This is a genomic window from Martelella mediterranea (assembly GCF_021021415.1).
GTDB classification, from domain to species: domain Bacteria; phylum Pseudomonadota; class Alphaproteobacteria; order Rhizobiales; family Rhizobiaceae; genus Martelella; species Martelella mediterranea_C.
This window is the reverse complement of record NZ_JAINWJ010000007.1, coordinates 38,694-52,151: the sequence shown is the minus strand read 5'-3', so window position 1 is coordinate 52,151 and position 13,458 is coordinate 38,694. Positions and strand designations below refer to the sequence as shown.

Sequence of the window (13,458 nt, the reverse complement as noted above, 5' to 3'; positions counted from 1 at the left end):
TAAATAGGAATGACATGTCATGCTGGAACAACTCGGCGCCAATCTGTGGATTGCGGACGGCCCGGTCGTCAAAGCAAATATGGGGTTTTGCTATCCCACGCGGATGGCGGTGGTCCGCCTCAGTGATGGCCACCTGTTGATCTGGTCGCCCGTTGCGGCATCGCCTGCGCTTGTCGAAGCGACCACGGCGCTCGGCGAGCCGTGCTTCCTTGTCGCGCCCAATACGCTCCACCATGTTTTCATGAGGGAATGGGCCGAGGCATTTCCCGCGGCCGATGTATATGGTCCGCGTGCGCTTGCTCAAAAGCGCAGCGACATCGCCTTCTCCGGCTTTCTGGAGGACGAAGCTGTGGCTGCGCAATGGTCGGGCGAGATCGAGCGCGTCGTGCTTGACGGCAACCGGATCATGACCGAGGTCGTGTTCTTTCACCGTGACAGCAAGACGGCAATCTTCACCGACCTGATCCAGCATTTCGAACACGGCTGGTTTTCCGGATGGCGCGGGATCGTGGCCCGGCTCGACGCCATGCAGGGCGCGGAACCCGCCGTGCCGCGCAAGTTTCGTGTCGCCTTTAGCGATCGCGCCGCAACGCGGGAAAAGGTAGAGCGGATATTGCAATGGCCGACGGAGCAGGTGCTGTTTGCCCACGGCGCGCCGGTGCGGCGCGACGGGCAGGCGTTTCTGAAGCGCGCTTTTGCCTGGCTCTACTGAGCGGCAGCGTTGAACCCGTCCTTCGACCGGGCAAAGGCGCGCACGGCATCGCCGAAGGCTTCGAACAGCTTGCGGGACGCGCTATCGGTGCGGGCCCAGTATTCCGGGTGCCACTGGACGCCGACGGCGAAATTGGTTGCCCCGATGACCGAAACCGCCTCGACGGTGCCGTCCTCGGCAACCGCCTCCACCGCCAGGTTCGGCGCGAGATCGCCGATCGCCTGCCGGTGCAGCGAATTCACCGTCACCTCGCCGGCGCCGAGAATATCGGCGAGGCAAGTGCCTTCCCTGATAAAGACGGGCTGGCGGATGACGAACAGCGCGTCACGGTTGCCTTCGGGCGGCTGACGGTGGTCGATGCGGTCATCGAGCTCATGCACCTCGCTGATCAGCGTGCCGCCGAGCGCGACATTCAGTTCCTGAATGCCCCGGCAGATGCAAAGAAGCGGGATGCCGCGCGAAATGGCGCGGCGGATCAGCGGCAGGGTGATGGCATCGCGGCCGGGATCGAAGGGCCCGTCCTTTTCCTCGGCCTCTTTGCCGTAAAGCTGGGGGGCGACATTGCTGGCCGCGCCCGTGATCATCACGCCTTCCACCCTGTCGAGCACGGCGTCGATGTCTGCGCCCTCGGCATAGGCCGGTAAGATCAGGCTCATCACGCCCGCCACATCCAGCGCCGCCCCGACATATTGCTGCTGGGCCGAATGCCAGGTGATCTCGCCAATGACCTTGGTGTCTGCGGGAACGGCAATGATGGGGGTGGACATGGATTTTTCCCTGCCTGTTGCGAATGAGTGAAGTGATGTCGAGTGGCAGCAGCGCTGTCAAATGTTTCCTTTGTCGGCGCGATGCGAATTTCGATTGGCCTGATAAGCGAAATTGATCCGCCGCCTATTAGACCTTCGTTTAAAGCCGGGCATCTGGCGGCCTAAAAACGCGTCCGGCGGCTCGTGCAGGAGTTGAAACCACGGGAGCAAAGTGCTTTCCTCAAAGGACGTCCGCCGGAGGAATTATGTGCGGGCACATCACAACTGGGAGGTATTTATGGACCGTCGTTCCTTTATGAAAAAGGTCGGTGCGGGCGGCGTCGGCGCTGCTGCCGCCACCGCGCTCGCAGCACCCGCCATCGCGCAGGAAAATCCGAAGATCACCTGGCGCCTGACGTCGTCGTTCCCGAAGTCGCTGGATACGATCTACGGCGGCGCGGAGGATGTCGCCAATCACGTCGGCGCGGCCACAGGCGGCAATTTCGAGATCCAGTGCTATGCCGCGGGCGAGATCGTTCCCGGCCTGCAGGCGCTCGATGCCGTGCAGGACGGCACGGTGGAAGCAGCGCACACCTGCTCCTATTACTTCTGGGGCAAGGACCCGACATTCGCAATCGGCACGGCAATCCCCTTCGGGCTCAACGCGCGGCTTTCGAATGCCTGGTTCTATCAGGGCAACGGCAACACGCTGATGAACGAGTTCTTTGACGGCTACGGCGTCTACGGGCTTCCCGCCGGCAATACCGGGGCGCAGATGGGCGGCTGGTTCTCCAAGGAAGTGAACACGGTCGACGACCTCAAGGGCCTGAAGATGCGCATCGCCGGCATTGCCGGCAAGGTGATGGAAAAGGTCGGCGTCGTGCCGCAGCAGCTTGCCGGCGGCGATATCTATCCGGCGCTGGAAAAGGGCACGATCGACGCCGCCGAATTCGTCGGCCCCTATGACGACCAGAAGCTCGGCTTCTACAAGGTCGCCAAATACTACTACTATCCCGGATGGTGGGAAGGCGGCCCGGTGATCCACGCCTTCTTCAACAAGCAGAAATATCAGGAACTGCCGAAGCATTATCAGGCGGCGCTCGATGATGCCTGCGCCTTCGCCAACACCAACATGATGGCGAAATACGACGTCAAGAACCCGGTCGCGATCCGCGAATTGATCGCCGATGGCGCGCAGATGAAGGGCTTCAGCACCGACATCATGCAGGCCTGCTACAACGCCGCAATGGAAGTCTATGCGGAACTTGGCGCCGAGAACGCGATGTTCAAGAAGATCTACAACGATCAGACCGTCTACAAGAACGACGCCTATGGCTGGCTGAAGACCTGCGAATTCCGCTACGACCAGTTCATGATGGCCGCCCAGAACGCCGGACAGATCAAGCCGCTTTCGTAACAGATTGGTTTGCTGAGAATGAAAAACCCCGGAAGCGCGCGCTTCCGGGGTTTTTTGTGGCCAGTCGGATCAATTGAAATTCAGATTCGGCGGACTGTCGAGGTTGAAAGCATCCGAGCCGCCGTCCGCGGGCTGGTCGCCGCTGCCGAAGTCGGGCAGGGCGAACGGGTCGTTGCTTTCACCGCCGAAGCCGCTGTCGAAGCCGAAATTGTCGCCGCCTTCGCCGAAGGAGGGCATTTCGATCTGGATCGTGTCCGGATCGACCCGCACAACGTCATCCTGGTAATGGGTGACCAGTTTCGGGAAGAAGATCACCGCCAGGATCGCCAGGAACTGGATAATGATATACGGCACGATTCCCTTGTAGATCTCCAGCGTTCTGACGCCCCGCATCGTCGCGCCGGTGGCCTTGTCCCGCCATTCGCCGGCCGGCGTCACCGAGCGCAGGTAGAACAGCGAGAAGCCGAAGGGTGGCGTCAGGAACGAGGTCTGCAGGTTGAGACCGAGAATGATGCCGAACCAGATCAGGTCGATGCCGAGCGCCTGGGCCGGCGCCACCAGAAGCGGCACCATGATGAAGGCGATCTCGAAGAAATCGAGGAAGCAGCCGAGGATGAAGATGATGATCGTGACCACGATCAGGAAGCCGTATTCCCCGCCCGGCAGGCTGGTCAGCAGGTCCTCGATCCAGACATTGCCGTTGATGCCGTAGAAGGTGAGGCTGAAGACGCGTGCACCCATCAGGATCATCATCACGAAAGCGGAAAGCTTGGTCGTGCTGTCGAGCGCGGCCTTCAGCGCCGTGAAATCGAGGCGACCCTTGGCGATCGCAAGAGCCAGAGCGCCGGTCGCGCCCATGGCGCCGCCTTCCGTTGGCGTGGCAATGCCGAGGAAGATCGTGCCGAGCACCAGGAAGATCAGCGCCAGCGGCGGCACCATCACGATGATGACCTGCTGGGAAAGCCGCGACAGGATGTTGAGCTTGAACCGGTCGTTGGCAAGTGCGGCGAGATAGATCACGACCACGCCGAAGAACAGCGCCGCCACGAACCGCCAGGCCTCGTCAAGCGCCGTGAACAGCACGTGATAACCGAGGAAGTAGAGCGCCACCGCGATTGCGATCATCACGAATAGCGAGGTGACGCCGTTGCCGAGCGTGCGGGCTTCCACCGGCATGGCCGGCGCCGCCTTCGGGCGGATTAGCGTCGTTATGAACACGTAGAGGCAGTAGGCCGCGATCACCATCAGCGAGGGATAGAGTGCGCCGATATACATATCGCCGACCGAGCGGCCGAGTTGGTCGGCCATCACGATCAGCACCAGCGAGGGCGGCACGATCTGCGCCAGCGTGCCGGAAGCGGCGATCGTGCCGGTGGCGAACGAACGGTCATAGCTGTAGCGCAGCATCACCGGCAGCGAGATCAGCCCCATCGCCATGACGGAGGCCGCGACAACGCCGGTGGTGGCGCCCAGAAGCGCGCCGACCAGAACCACGGCATAGGCGACCCCGCCGCGGATCGGGCCGAAGAGCTGGCCGATCGTATCCAGCAGGTCCTCGGCCATGCGCGAGCGCTCGAGGATGATGCCCATAAAGGTGAAGAACGGAACGGCAAGCAGCGTCTCGTTCGACATGATCCCCCCGAAAAACCGGTCGGGATGGGATTGCAGCAGCGGCCAGAACAGATTGATTTCCGGCGAGATCGAGGAGAACTCGACGCCCAGCACGAAGAAGATCAGCCCGCCGGCGGCCAGCGTGAAGGCGACCGGATAGCCGAGAAGCAGCATCGCCATCACGGAAACGAACATGATGGGCGCGAGATTGTGCGCGACGAGATCAATCATTCGGCTGGTCCTCGGTCATCATGTGGGCGGCGTTGCCGGCGTCGGCATAGAGTTCTTCGTCTTCTTTCAGATGACCGGAAAGCGCGGCCGCCCGTTTGATGATCTCGGAAAAGGCCTGCAGCAAAAGCAGGATAAAGCCGATGAGGATGAAGGATTTCGCCGGCCACAGGATCAGCCCGCCGGCATTGGTGGAGTGCTCGCCGGAAAGGAACGAGCGCAGGAACCACGGCCAGGACAGGTATACCATCATGGACGCGAACGGCACCAGGAAGATGATGTGGAGCACGAGATCGATCCAGTCCCGGGTCCGCCGGGACCACGATCCTGACAGGATATCGATGCGGATATGCTCGTTCTTCAGGAGCGCGTAGGCGGTCGCCAGCATGAACACGGCGCCGTAAAGGTACCATTGCAGCTCCAGCATGGCATTCGAGGACAGCGAAAACAGCTTGCGGCTGACCGCATTGCCTGCGCTGACCAGGATCGCTACCAGAAGGAGCCAGGACACCGAATGTCCGATGAATTCGTTCAGCCTGTCGATCGTACGGCTTATTATTATTAGTGGTCTCATTGGGGCCTCCAAACCGTCCGTCTTCCTTAATGGAAGTTGTCAAGGCCACGCAACATGCCTTTGGTACAATACGGACCGAAAAACGAGCGGTTTTGGAAGTTTTAGGCTGAAAATCGGTGCGGCGTTGTACTTTTGTTGCGGGGAGGCGGAGGAGCGCGCCGTGGCCGCCCCTCCAGAGCGCCGCTTCAGGCGGGTTGCGGCGCGGCCGTGCCGCGGCCTGCGCGGGAGCGGAAGGTGAGCGCCATCAGCGTGGCGCCGATGCCCATGCCCCAGGCGCCGACATACATCCAGGTGTAGGTCGCGAAGGCATCGTAGATTAGCCCGCCGGCGAGCGGGCCGAGCGCCATGCCGAGGCCACCGGCAAGTCCGGTGCCGCCGATGACGGTGCCCATCATCCGCTGCGGGAAGTTCTCGCGCGCCAGCACCGCGTAGAGCGGCATCACGCCGGCATAGATGAAGCCGAAGAGCGCCGCGACGGCGTAGAAGCCGGAAAGCTCCCGGACGAATGCATAGGCGAGCGCGCCGAAGGCCTGGGCGAGAAGGCCGGCAACCAGCACCCGCTTGGCCCCCAGCCGGTCGCCGAGAATGCCGAAGGCGACGCGACCGCCGAGCCCCGCCAGGCCCTCGATCGAGTAGATCGAAACCGCCGCCATCAGCGGAATGCCGCAGGTTACCGCATAGCTGACGGTGTGGAAGATCGGGCCGGCATGGGTGGCGCAGCAGAAGAAATTGGTGAGGCAGAGCACGATGAATTGCGGCGAGCGGATCGCTTCCGCCACCGTGATCTCCGGTTCCGCGCCGGCCATGCCGGGCTGGCTTGCCTCGACCTGCGGCGGGCGGCGGATCAGCATGGCGGCGGGCAGCATCAGCACGGCCACCACGAGAGCGATGATCTGCATCGCGGTGCGCCAGTCATACCCCTCGACCAGAAAGGCGGCAAGCGGCGACATCGTCATCGGCGCAACGCCGAAGCCGACCGAAACCAGCGACACGGCGAGCGAGCGGTGGGTATCGAACCAGCCGACGATGGACGACATCATCGGGGCCATCAACGCCGCGATCGCCAGGCCGGATACCAGGCCGAAGCTCATTTGAAAGGCCAGCAGGCTGGGGCTGACGCTGCCGAGGAGGAGGGCCGCGACCATCGCCACGCTACCGGCGAGAACCACGGGGCGCGGGCCGATCCGGTCCGACAGCGAGCCCATGATCATGCTCGCAAGCGCCGACGTGATGAAGCCGATGGTCATGGCCGTGGAGATGCCGGTGGTCGACCAGCCGGTCGCATCCGCCATCGGCCGCAGGAAGACCGGCAGCGAGAAGATCGCGCCGATGGCGAGGCAGCCGATCACCGCGCCCGCGGCAACCATGATCCAGCGATAGGGAATAGTGCGCATCAAAATCCGGCCCCCGTGCCATCACGACCGCGCAAGCGGGTCATCGAGTGATATAAGTTGATATCAACCTAAATAAATGCTGTCAATTGTCCTCATCAATAATCGATTGAATGGGCGGAGTTTTCCGATGGCGTTGTTGAAAGCGTGAAACAAGGTATGATAATCGGGAGCCCCGAGGGAGTTTGGCCGGCCGGAGATGGCGGCGAGCGCGGTGACGCCGCAAAGGAGGGAAGTCTATGCAGAATGTCGAAATGTCCCAGCCCGCAGACGAGGCGGATTTTTCGGAACACGCCAAAACCTACAAGATGTTCGTCAATGGCACGAAGTACGGCACGATCCATCTGGTCGCGCTCATGGTCGCCATGGCGGCGGGTCTGCTTGGGCCTTTCGGTTTCATCGGCAGTCTGATCATCTTCATCGTCATCAGCGTGCTTGGCTACGTTATCCTGCGCTGAAAGCCTTGGAAGAAATTCGATTTTCTGCGGAACAGGGCGTACCGGAAAGCCGGCGCGCCGCTGACGGCTGCCGTCCGTTCCGACTTCAATCTGGGAGCATGTCTTGAGCAAGACACTATTCGTACCGAAGGAGACGGCGGACGCGGAAACGCGCGTCGCCGCTTCTCCCGACACGGTCAAGAAACTGAAGGGCCTCGGCTTTGATGTTGTCGTCGAAAGCGGCGCCGGCCTCAAATCCCGCATGGATGACGAGGCGTTCCGCGCTGCGGGCGCCGAGATCGCCGGCCCCGAAGCGGCGGCCGACGCCGATGTCATCTTCCGCGTCCGCCGCCCCGGCGAGCAGGAGTTTTCCGGCTACAAGAGCGGCGCGATTGTGATTGCGACCATGGACCCCTACGGCCATGAGGACGCGCTGTCGGCCATGGCCAAGCAGGGTGTTTCCGCCTTCGCGATGGAACTGATGCCGCGCATCACCCGCGCGCAGTCGATGGATGTGCTTTCCTCGCAGGCTAACCTTGCCGGCTATCAGGCCGTGATCGAGGCGGCAGCGGTGTTCGACCGCGCCATGCCGATGATGATGACGGCGGCGGGCACCGTGCCGGCCGCGCGCGTGTTCGTGATGGGCGCGGGCGTTGCTGGCCTCCAGGCGATCGCGACGGCGCGTCGTCTCGGCGCCGTGGTATCGGCCACCGACGTGCGCCCCGCCGCCAAGGAACAGGTCGCCTCGCTCGGCGCGAAGTTCATCGCGGTCGAGGATGACGAGTTCAAGGCGGCCGAGACCGCCGGCGGTTACGCCAAGGAAATGTCGGCCGAATATCAGGCCAAGCAGGCCGAACTCGTGGCCTCCCACATCGCCAAGCAGGATATCGTCATCACCACGGCGCTGATCCCCGGCCGCCCCGCGCCCCGGCTTGTCAGCCGCCAGATGCTGGCATCGATGAAGCTCGGCTCGGTCGCAGTTGACCTCGCGGTGGAACGCGGCGGCAATATCGAGGGCGCGGTCGCCGGCGCGGTGACCGAAGTCGAGGGCGTCAACGTCATCGGCTACGAAAATCTGCCGGGCCGGATCGCCGCCAGTGCCTCGGCGCTTTACGCCAAGAACCTGCTGACCTTCTTCGAAACGCTGGTCGACAAGGAGACCGGCGATCTGAAAATCAACCGGGAAGACGAACTTGTCGCCGCCACGCTTTTGACGCATGAGGGCGCGCTCGTTCATCCGAAATTTGGCGGTCAGCCCGCCGGGGGAGAGGCCTGATGCCGTTAGATGATGTTCATAGCTCGATCGATCAGGCGATGATGTCGCTGGAGCACGCCAAGAGCGCGCTCGGCAATCTCGACGACGGCTCGCTCGCAGCGCTCGCCCATGGCGCGACCGGCGGGGTCATCGACCCCTTCGTGTTTCAGCTCGCGATCTTCGTGCTGGCAATTTTCGTCGGCTATTACGTGGTGTGGTCGGTGACGCCGGCGCTGCATACGCCGCTGATGGCGGTCACCAACGCGATCTCCTCGGTGATCGTGGTCGGCGCGCTTCTCTCGGTTGCCCTTTCGGCAAGCGGCATCGCTACCGGCATGGGCTTCATCGCCCTGATCCTGGTCGCGATCAATATTTTCGGCGGCTTCCTCGTTACCCAGCGCATGCTGGCGATGTACAAGAAAAAAGAGAAGTGAGGCCATAGACGATGTCTGTCAATCTTGCAGCCTTGCTGTTTCTCGTCTCCGCCGTGCTGTTCATTCTGGCGCTGCGCGGCCTGTCGCACCCCTCCACCAGCCGCAAGGGCAACCTTTACGGCATGGTCGGTATGGGGATCGCGATCGTCACTACGCTGTTGCTCGCCAAGCCGGATTTCCCGGCGCTGATCCTGATCGTGCTGGCGCTTGCGATCGGCGGCGGCATCGGGGCCTATATCGCCCGCACGATTCCGATGACGGCGATGCCGCAGCTTGTCGCCGGCTTCCACTCGCTCGTCGGTCTTGCCGCCGTGCTGGTGGCGGGCGCGGCGCTTTACTCGCCGGAAAGCTTCGGTATCGGCACGCCGGATGATATTCATCTGCGCGCTCTGATCGAGCTTTCGATTGGTGCCGCGATCGGCGCGATCACCTTCACCGGCTCGATCATCGCCTTCCTGAAGCTCGATGGGCGCATGTCCGGCAAGCCGATCATGCTGCCGGCGCGCCACATCATCAACATCGCGCTTCTGGCCGGTCTGGTGCTGTTCATCGTGTCGCTTTCGGCAACGGCCAATCCGATCCACTTCTGGCTGATCGTCATTCTGGCGCTGGTGCTGGGCGTGCTGCTGATCGTGCCGATCGGCGGAGCCGACATGCCGGTCGTGGTCTCGATGCTGAACTCCTATTCGGGCTGGGCTGCTGCCGGCATCGGCTTCACGCTCGGCAATATGGCGCTGATCGTTACCGGCGCGCTGGTCGGCTCGTCGGGCGCGATCCTGTCCTACATCATGTGCAAGGGCATGAACCGGTCGTTCATCTCGGTCATTCTCGGCGGCTTTGGCGGCGATAGCGCATCGGCAGCCGGGGCGTCGGATATCGACCGCACGGTCAAGACCGGCTCGGCGGACGACGCGGCCTTCCTGATGGAAAACGCCTCCAGGGTCATCATCGTGCCGGGTTACGGCATGGCGGTTGCCCAGGCCCAGCACGCGCTGCGCGAGCTTGCCGACAAGCTCAAGGAAAAGGGCGTCGAGGTGAAATATGCCATTCACCCGGTCGCGGGCCGCATGCCGGGGCATATGAATGTGCTGCTCGCCGAGGCCAACGTACCCTATGACGAAGTGTTCGAACTGGAGGATATCAACTCCGAATTCGCCCAGGCGGATGTCGCCTATGTCATCGGCGCCAACGACGTCACCAACCCGGCGGCGCGCGACGACAAGGCCTCGCCGATCTACGGCATGCCGATCCTCGATGTCGACAAGGCCAAGACCTGCCTGTTCGTCAAGCGCTCGCTCGGCTCCGGCTATGCCGGCATCGACAACGAGCTGTTCTACAAGGACGGCACGATGATGCTGCTCGGCGACGCCAAGAAGATGACCGAGGACATCGTCAAGGCGATCGAATAGCCAAAGCCTTGAAATAACTGGAAACCCGGCGGCTCGTCCCGCCGGGTTTTCGTTTGTGGCGGATGCTTGAGCGGAACCGTCCGTCACCACTGCACGTTGTCCAATGGCAACATCAACCGAGGACAGCCCGTGGCCAGTTCCAGGAAACCCCTGACCGTCGCTCTCATTCCGGCGATGGCATTATGCCTGATGGCGCTCGACCTTCCCGACAATCCGCCGGTGCCGGAACAGCGTCCGGATGGCGATGCCGCCGTGGAGGCGGAGGCTGCGCCAACGCCGGCAACGGAAGAAACACCGGAAGCGGCAGAGCCCGGTCCGGCGGAAGACGAGGCCGCCGAAAAGGTCGAGGACGATCTCCCCGAGGAGCCCCCGGTGCCGGAGGAACGCGCGGAGAACCCGCCGCCGCCCGATCCGAAACCGCCGGAGGAAGACGATGGCGAATTTCTCCGCTGCACGGCGGCGCTCACCGCGCTCGGAACAGAATATGAAGTGCTGGAGCCGATCGACGAGGAAGGCGCCTGCGGCATGGCGCGGCCGTTGAAGGTGACCACGGTCATGGAAGGAGTGGCGCTTTCGCCGGAGGGCACGATGCGCTGCGAGACCGCGCTTGCGCTCGCCACATGGGCCAAAAGCTATGTCGAGCCGACGGCGAAGATCGCGCTGTCCCCGGATGCGCGCCTGACGGAGGTGGAACAGGCGTCAGCCTATGTCTGCCGCAGCCGCAACAATGTGGATGGCGCCAGGATTTCCGAACATGCCAAGGGCAATGCCATCGATATCCGTTCGCTGACCTTTTCCAGCGGCGAAACCGTGGAAATGCTGCCGCGCATGAAGGATGGCAGCGTCACAGGCGCCTTCCAGCGCACCGTCAGCGCCGCCGCCTGCCTCTATTTCACCACGGTGCTTTCGCCCGGGAGTGATGCAACCCACCAGGACCACATGCATCTCGACGTGATAAAGCGCAAGAGCGGCTTTCGTTACTGCCGGTAGGAACTTTCGCGATCAGTTGGAGAGCCAGGAAATGGCTTCGTCGCGATTGTCGGGGGCGAACACCTTCACTTCCGCATGGAACAGCATGCCGAACATCTGCACCGCCTGGGTAAAGCCCTTGTTGGCGCTGACGATCGCGATGCTCTTGAACTCCAGCGGTTCGGAGCGGCGGAAAGGCTGACCGCCCATGGCGGTGCCGACATCCGAACCGGCGAAATCCTCACCGGTCACCAGCAGCAGACGCAGCCCGCCACCCTTCGTGCTCTGGGTTTCGAGCGCCGGCAGCAGGACATTCTGATAGTCATTGGCGCTCAGCGCCTTGTGGATCGTGAAGCCGATCATGTTGTCCGGCAGGCTTTCGATTTTCTCAAGCATGGAAGTCCTCCGATTTTGCTCGGTGTTGTAGCGCGCCAGCCGCAACTTTGAAAGCGCCGCCGCGCAGGATTGCGGATTTGTAATAGGCGTCGCGGGCTCGGATAAAAACATGATTATAATTCTCATATTTAAACTTTACCTTTTTAATCATGTTTTATAAGCTCGCGGCAACCAAGTGAAACCGCCCTTGATGAGGAGGCTGTCATGGCGAAGAAAAACCGGCGGAAATCGGCGAGGGCCGAGCAGAAATCCGGCGAGGTAACGCGCGTTGCGGAGGGACCGGATGGACTTGCTGGCCGCAGCTTTCTCTATGTCGGTGGGCGCGACTGTCAGGTCGCCCATCTGCGCGCGGTGGCCGATGGTTTCGGCGCCGAGCTGATCCATCACGATGGCGGCCTGCGCGAGGCGGTGTCGCGGATCGACCGGGTCTTGCCATCGGTCGACTGCGTGTTCTGCCCGATCGACTGCATCAGCCATGACGCCTGTGTGCGGGTCAAATCCGGCTGCAAGAAGTTCAACAAGGCCTTCATCCCGCTCCGCAACGGTTCGAAATCCTCGCTGGAGCGCGCGCTTCACAGCATGAATGAGCGCGGAAACTGATGATCTGTGATATCGATGGCATTCGCCTGATCGGCCTGCACCGGGCCGATGCGGCCGGCATGCCGGTCAGATGCTTCGCGGCAATGCGCGCCGGCGCTGCCGTCATCCCTTTCCCGGCGCCTCGGCGTGGGGCTGGCATGGTGCGCGGGTCTGCCGAGGTGGTTCACCTCGCCGATATCCGCCGCCAGGGCAATAAAATGATAGAGGTAAGACAATGTATATCGCAATGAACCGCTTCAAGGTCGCGTCCGGCTCGGAAGAGGCTTTCGAGGCCATCTGGAAGGGGCGCGATTCGCGCCTTGCCGAACTTGCCGGCTTCATCTCCTTCCATCTGCTGAAGGGCAAGCACTTTGCCGAAGAAGGCTATACGCTCTATGCCTCGCACACGATGTGGGAAAGCGAGCAGGCGTTTACCGACTGGACCAAATCCGAGCAGTTTCGCGATGCCCACCGGAATGCCGGCGAACGCAAGGCGGAATATCTCGGGCCGCCGGTCTTCGAAGGCTTCAACACGGTCGAGGGTGCGTGATGAGCGATCCGGCGGAAATCGAAGTCCTGCCCGTTCTGCCCTCGGTCAATCTTGCCGAGACCAAGGCCTTCTACACCGAGAAGCTCGGGCTCTCTGAAGTGGTGCACGAGGATGAGAGCTATCTCATCCTCCGCCGCCCCGGTCTTGAACTGCATTTCTGGCTGACCGACGACAAGACGCTTTGCGAGCGCACCTCGGTCTATATCCGCGGCGGCGGCATTGATGCGCTTTATGCCGAATACGAGATGCGCGATATCCTTCACCCGATGGGCTTTACCGAGCGCGAATGGGGCATGAAGGAGTTCTATGTCTCCGATCCGCACGGCAATCTGCTGCGCTTCGGTCGTATCCCGGATGGCCAGGAAGCTTAGAAGCGTAGTCAGTCCCGGCTCGCCGGCAGCAGGGCGGCGAGCGCCGCTATCAGCCAGCCGGCGATGATCGCGGTGCCCCCGACCGGTGCCGCCATGCGGAAAAGGCCGGAGCCCATATAGGAAAGCGCCGCGATATCGCCTGCAAACAGCAGCGTTCCGAGCGCGATCGCGAGCCCCGCTGCGGTTGCGACGGCGGTGCGCATTGCCAATACCGCGAGCGCCAGCAGCGCCGGGCCATTGGCAAGGCAGACCAGCGCCGCCGATTGCAGCACCGCGCTGTCGCCGTGATAGGCGGCGGCAGCGAGCATGACACCGGCGGCACCGGCAAGGCCGCCGCAGAACAGCAAGATGCGGGATGAAAGCGTAAGGCCTGCCATAC

At 62.4% G+C, this 13,458-nt stretch carries 16 protein-coding genes; 10 read left to right on the top strand and 6 right to left on the bottom strand.

Going from position 1 to position 13,458, the window contains the following annotated elements:
* The first annotated feature begins 19 nt into the window (after nt 1-19).
* Nucleotides 20-712 carry a DUF4336 domain-containing protein gene (locus K7H91_RS04775; protein WP_230719068.1) on the top strand — a complete coding sequence of 231 codons (693 nt, stop codon included), beginning with the start codon at nt 20-22 and terminating at the stop codon, nt 710-712.
* On the opposite strand, the gene K7H91_RS04770 is transcribed toward K7H91_RS04775, so the two are convergent.
* Nucleotides 706-1,479 carry a gamma-glutamyl-gamma-aminobutyrate hydrolase family protein gene (locus K7H91_RS04770; RefSeq protein WP_230719067.1) on the bottom strand — a complete coding sequence of 258 codons (774 nt, stop codon included), beginning with the start codon at nt 1,477-1,479 and terminating at the stop codon, nt 706-708. The two genes, K7H91_RS04775 and K7H91_RS04770, sit on opposite strands and share 7 nt — an antisense overlap.
* Nucleotides 1,480-1,756: 277 nt before the next feature.
* Here K7H91_RS04770 and K7H91_RS04765 point away from each other — a divergent pair, with 277 nt between their 5' ends.
* On the top strand, nt 1,757-2,875 hold the full coding sequence (locus K7H91_RS04765) for a TRAP transporter substrate-binding protein (RefSeq protein WP_230719066.1): 1,119 nt from the start codon (nt 1,757-1,759) through the stop codon (nt 2,873-2,875).
* 69 nt (nt 2,876-2,944) lie between these two features.
* Here K7H91_RS04765 and K7H91_RS04760 read toward each other — a convergent pair whose 3' ends face one another.
* The 3 genes from K7H91_RS04760 to K7H91_RS04750 form a co-directional block, all read right to left on the bottom strand.
* Nucleotides 2,945-4,717 carry a TRAP transporter large permease gene (locus K7H91_RS04760; RefSeq protein ID WP_230719065.1) on the bottom strand — a complete coding sequence of 591 codons (1,773 nt, stop codon included), beginning with the start codon at nt 4,715-4,717 and terminating at the stop codon, nt 2,945-2,947.
* A complete protein-coding gene (locus K7H91_RS04755) occupies nt 4,710-5,288 on the bottom strand; it encodes a TRAP transporter small permease subunit (RefSeq protein WP_230719064.1) in 579 nt (192 codons plus the stop codon). The genes K7H91_RS04760 and K7H91_RS04755 overlap by 8 nt, the downstream gene beginning before the upstream one ends.
* Before the next feature lie 185 nt (nt 5,289-5,473).
* On the bottom strand, nt 5,474-6,682 hold the full coding sequence (locus tag K7H91_RS04750) for an MFS transporter (RefSeq protein ID WP_230719063.1): 1,209 nt from the start codon (nt 6,680-6,682) through the stop codon (nt 5,474-5,476).
* A 236-nt stretch (nt 6,683-6,918) separates the two neighbouring features.
* Between K7H91_RS04750 and K7H91_RS04745 the strand changes: the two genes are divergently transcribed.
* The 5 genes from K7H91_RS04745 to K7H91_RS04725 all read left to right on the top strand — a co-directional run bounded on the left by K7H91_RS04745 (nt 6,919) and on the right by K7H91_RS04725 (nt 11,204).
* Nucleotides 6,919-7,137, top strand: a complete 219-nt coding sequence (locus K7H91_RS04745; RefSeq protein ID WP_018062845.1) for an aa3-type cytochrome c oxidase subunit IV — start codon at nt 6,919-6,921, stop codon at nt 7,135-7,137.
* 103 nt (nt 7,138-7,240) lie between these two features.
* Entirely contained in the window at nt 7,241-8,392 is a 1,152-nt protein-coding gene (locus tag K7H91_RS04740; protein WP_230719062.1) for a Re/Si-specific NAD(P)(+) transhydrogenase subunit alpha, read from the top strand.
* A gap of 38 nt (nt 8,393-8,430) precedes the next feature.
* Nucleotides 8,431-8,805 (top strand): proton-translocating transhydrogenase family protein, encoded by a 375-nt coding sequence (locus K7H91_RS04735; protein WP_230719229.1) that lies wholly within the window; start codon nt 8,431-8,433, stop codon nt 8,803-8,805.
* 11 nt (nt 8,806-8,816) lie between these two features.
* On the top strand, nt 8,817-10,214 hold the full coding sequence (locus tag K7H91_RS04730; protein WP_230719061.1) for an NAD(P)(+) transhydrogenase (Re/Si-specific) subunit beta: 1,398 nt from the start codon (nt 8,817-8,819) through the stop codon (nt 10,212-10,214).
* Nucleotides 10,215-10,343: 129 nt separating this feature from the next.
* Nucleotides 10,344-11,204: an extensin family protein gene (locus K7H91_RS04725; RefSeq protein ID WP_230719060.1), complete on the top strand. Its 861-nt coding sequence runs from the start codon at nt 10,344-10,346 to the stop codon at nt 11,202-11,204.
* Between the two features lie 12 nt (nt 11,205-11,216).
* Here K7H91_RS04725 and K7H91_RS04720 read toward each other — a convergent pair whose 3' ends face one another.
* Complete coding sequence (locus K7H91_RS04720) at nt 11,217-11,579, bottom strand: STAS/SEC14 domain-containing protein (RefSeq protein ID WP_230719059.1); 363 nt, start codon at nt 11,577-11,579, stop codon at nt 11,217-11,219.
* 204 nt (nt 11,580-11,783) lie between these two features.
* On the opposite strand from K7H91_RS04720, the gene K7H91_RS04715 reads away from it, so the two are divergent.
* The 3 genes from K7H91_RS04715 (at nt 11,784) to K7H91_RS04705 (ending at nt 13,079) form a co-directional block, all read left to right on the top strand.
* Complete coding sequence (locus K7H91_RS04715; RefSeq protein ID WP_230719058.1) at nt 11,784-12,179, top strand: DUF2325 domain-containing protein; 396 nt, start codon at nt 11,784-11,786, stop codon at nt 12,177-12,179.
* Nucleotides 12,180-12,393: 214 nt separating this feature from the next.
* A complete protein-coding gene (locus K7H91_RS04710; protein WP_230719057.1) occupies nt 12,394-12,708 on the top strand; it encodes an antibiotic biosynthesis monooxygenase family protein in 315 nt (104 codons plus the stop codon).
* Entirely contained in the window at nt 12,708-13,079 is a 372-nt protein-coding gene (locus K7H91_RS04705) for a bleomycin resistance protein (RefSeq protein WP_230719056.1), read from the top strand. Before K7H91_RS04710 ends, K7H91_RS04705 begins: the two co-directional genes overlap by 1 nt.
* An 8-nt stretch (nt 13,080-13,087) precedes the next feature.
* On the opposite strand, the gene K7H91_RS04700 is transcribed toward K7H91_RS04705, so the two are convergent.
* Nucleotides 13,088-13,456, bottom strand: a complete 369-nt coding sequence (locus tag K7H91_RS04700; protein WP_230719055.1) for a DUF423 domain-containing protein — start codon at nt 13,454-13,456, stop codon at nt 13,088-13,090.
* Nucleotides 13,457-13,458: the final 2 nt, after the last annotated feature.

What these genes read in the sequence shown, in the direction of transcription:
- K7H91_RS04775 (WP_230719068.1), top strand. Translation starts at nt 20, where the DNA reads ATGCTGGAACAACTCGGCGCCAATCTGTGGATTGCGGACGGCCCGGTC.
- K7H91_RS04770 (WP_230719067.1), bottom strand. Translation starts at nt 1,479, where the DNA reads ATGTCCACCCCCATCATTGCCGTTCCCGCAGACACCAAGGTCATTGGC.
- K7H91_RS04765 (WP_230719066.1), top strand. Translation starts at nt 1,757, where the DNA reads ATGGACCGTCGTTCCTTTATGAAAAAGGTCGGTGCGGGCGGCGTCGGC.
- K7H91_RS04760 (WP_230719065.1), bottom strand. Translation starts at nt 4,717, where the DNA reads ATGATTGATCTCGTCGCGCACAATCTCGCGCCCATCATGTTCGTTTCC.
- K7H91_RS04755 (WP_230719064.1), bottom strand. Translation starts at nt 5,288, where the DNA reads ATGAGACCACTAATAATAATAAGCCGTACGATCGACAGGCTGAACGAA.
- K7H91_RS04750 (WP_230719063.1), bottom strand. Translation starts at nt 6,682, where the DNA reads ATGCGCACTATTCCCTATCGCTGGATCATGGTTGCCGCGGGCGCGGTG.
- K7H91_RS04745 (WP_018062845.1), top strand. Translation starts at nt 6,919, where the DNA reads ATGCAGAATGTCGAAATGTCCCAGCCCGCAGACGAGGCGGATTTTTCG.
- K7H91_RS04735 (WP_230719229.1), top strand. Translation starts at nt 8,431, where the DNA reads ATGATGTCGCTGGAGCACGCCAAGAGCGCGCTCGGCAATCTCGACGAC.
- K7H91_RS04730 (WP_230719061.1), top strand. Translation starts at nt 8,817, where the DNA reads ATGTCTGTCAATCTTGCAGCCTTGCTGTTTCTCGTCTCCGCCGTGCTG.
- K7H91_RS04720 (WP_230719059.1), bottom strand. Translation starts at nt 11,579, where the DNA reads ATGCTTGAGAAAATCGAAAGCCTGCCGGACAACATGATCGGCTTCACG.
- K7H91_RS04715 (WP_230719058.1), top strand. Translation starts at nt 11,784, where the DNA reads ATGGCGAAGAAAAACCGGCGGAAATCGGCGAGGGCCGAGCAGAAATCC.
- K7H91_RS04710 (WP_230719057.1), top strand. Translation starts at nt 12,394, where the DNA reads ATGTATATCGCAATGAACCGCTTCAAGGTCGCGTCCGGCTCGGAAGAG.
- K7H91_RS04705 (WP_230719056.1), top strand. Translation starts at nt 12,708, where the DNA reads ATGAGCGATCCGGCGGAAATCGAAGTCCTGCCCGTTCTGCCCTCGGTC.
- K7H91_RS04700 (WP_230719055.1), bottom strand. Translation starts at nt 13,456, where the DNA reads ATGGCAGGCCTTACGCTTTCATCCCGCATCTTGCTGTTCTGCGGCGGC.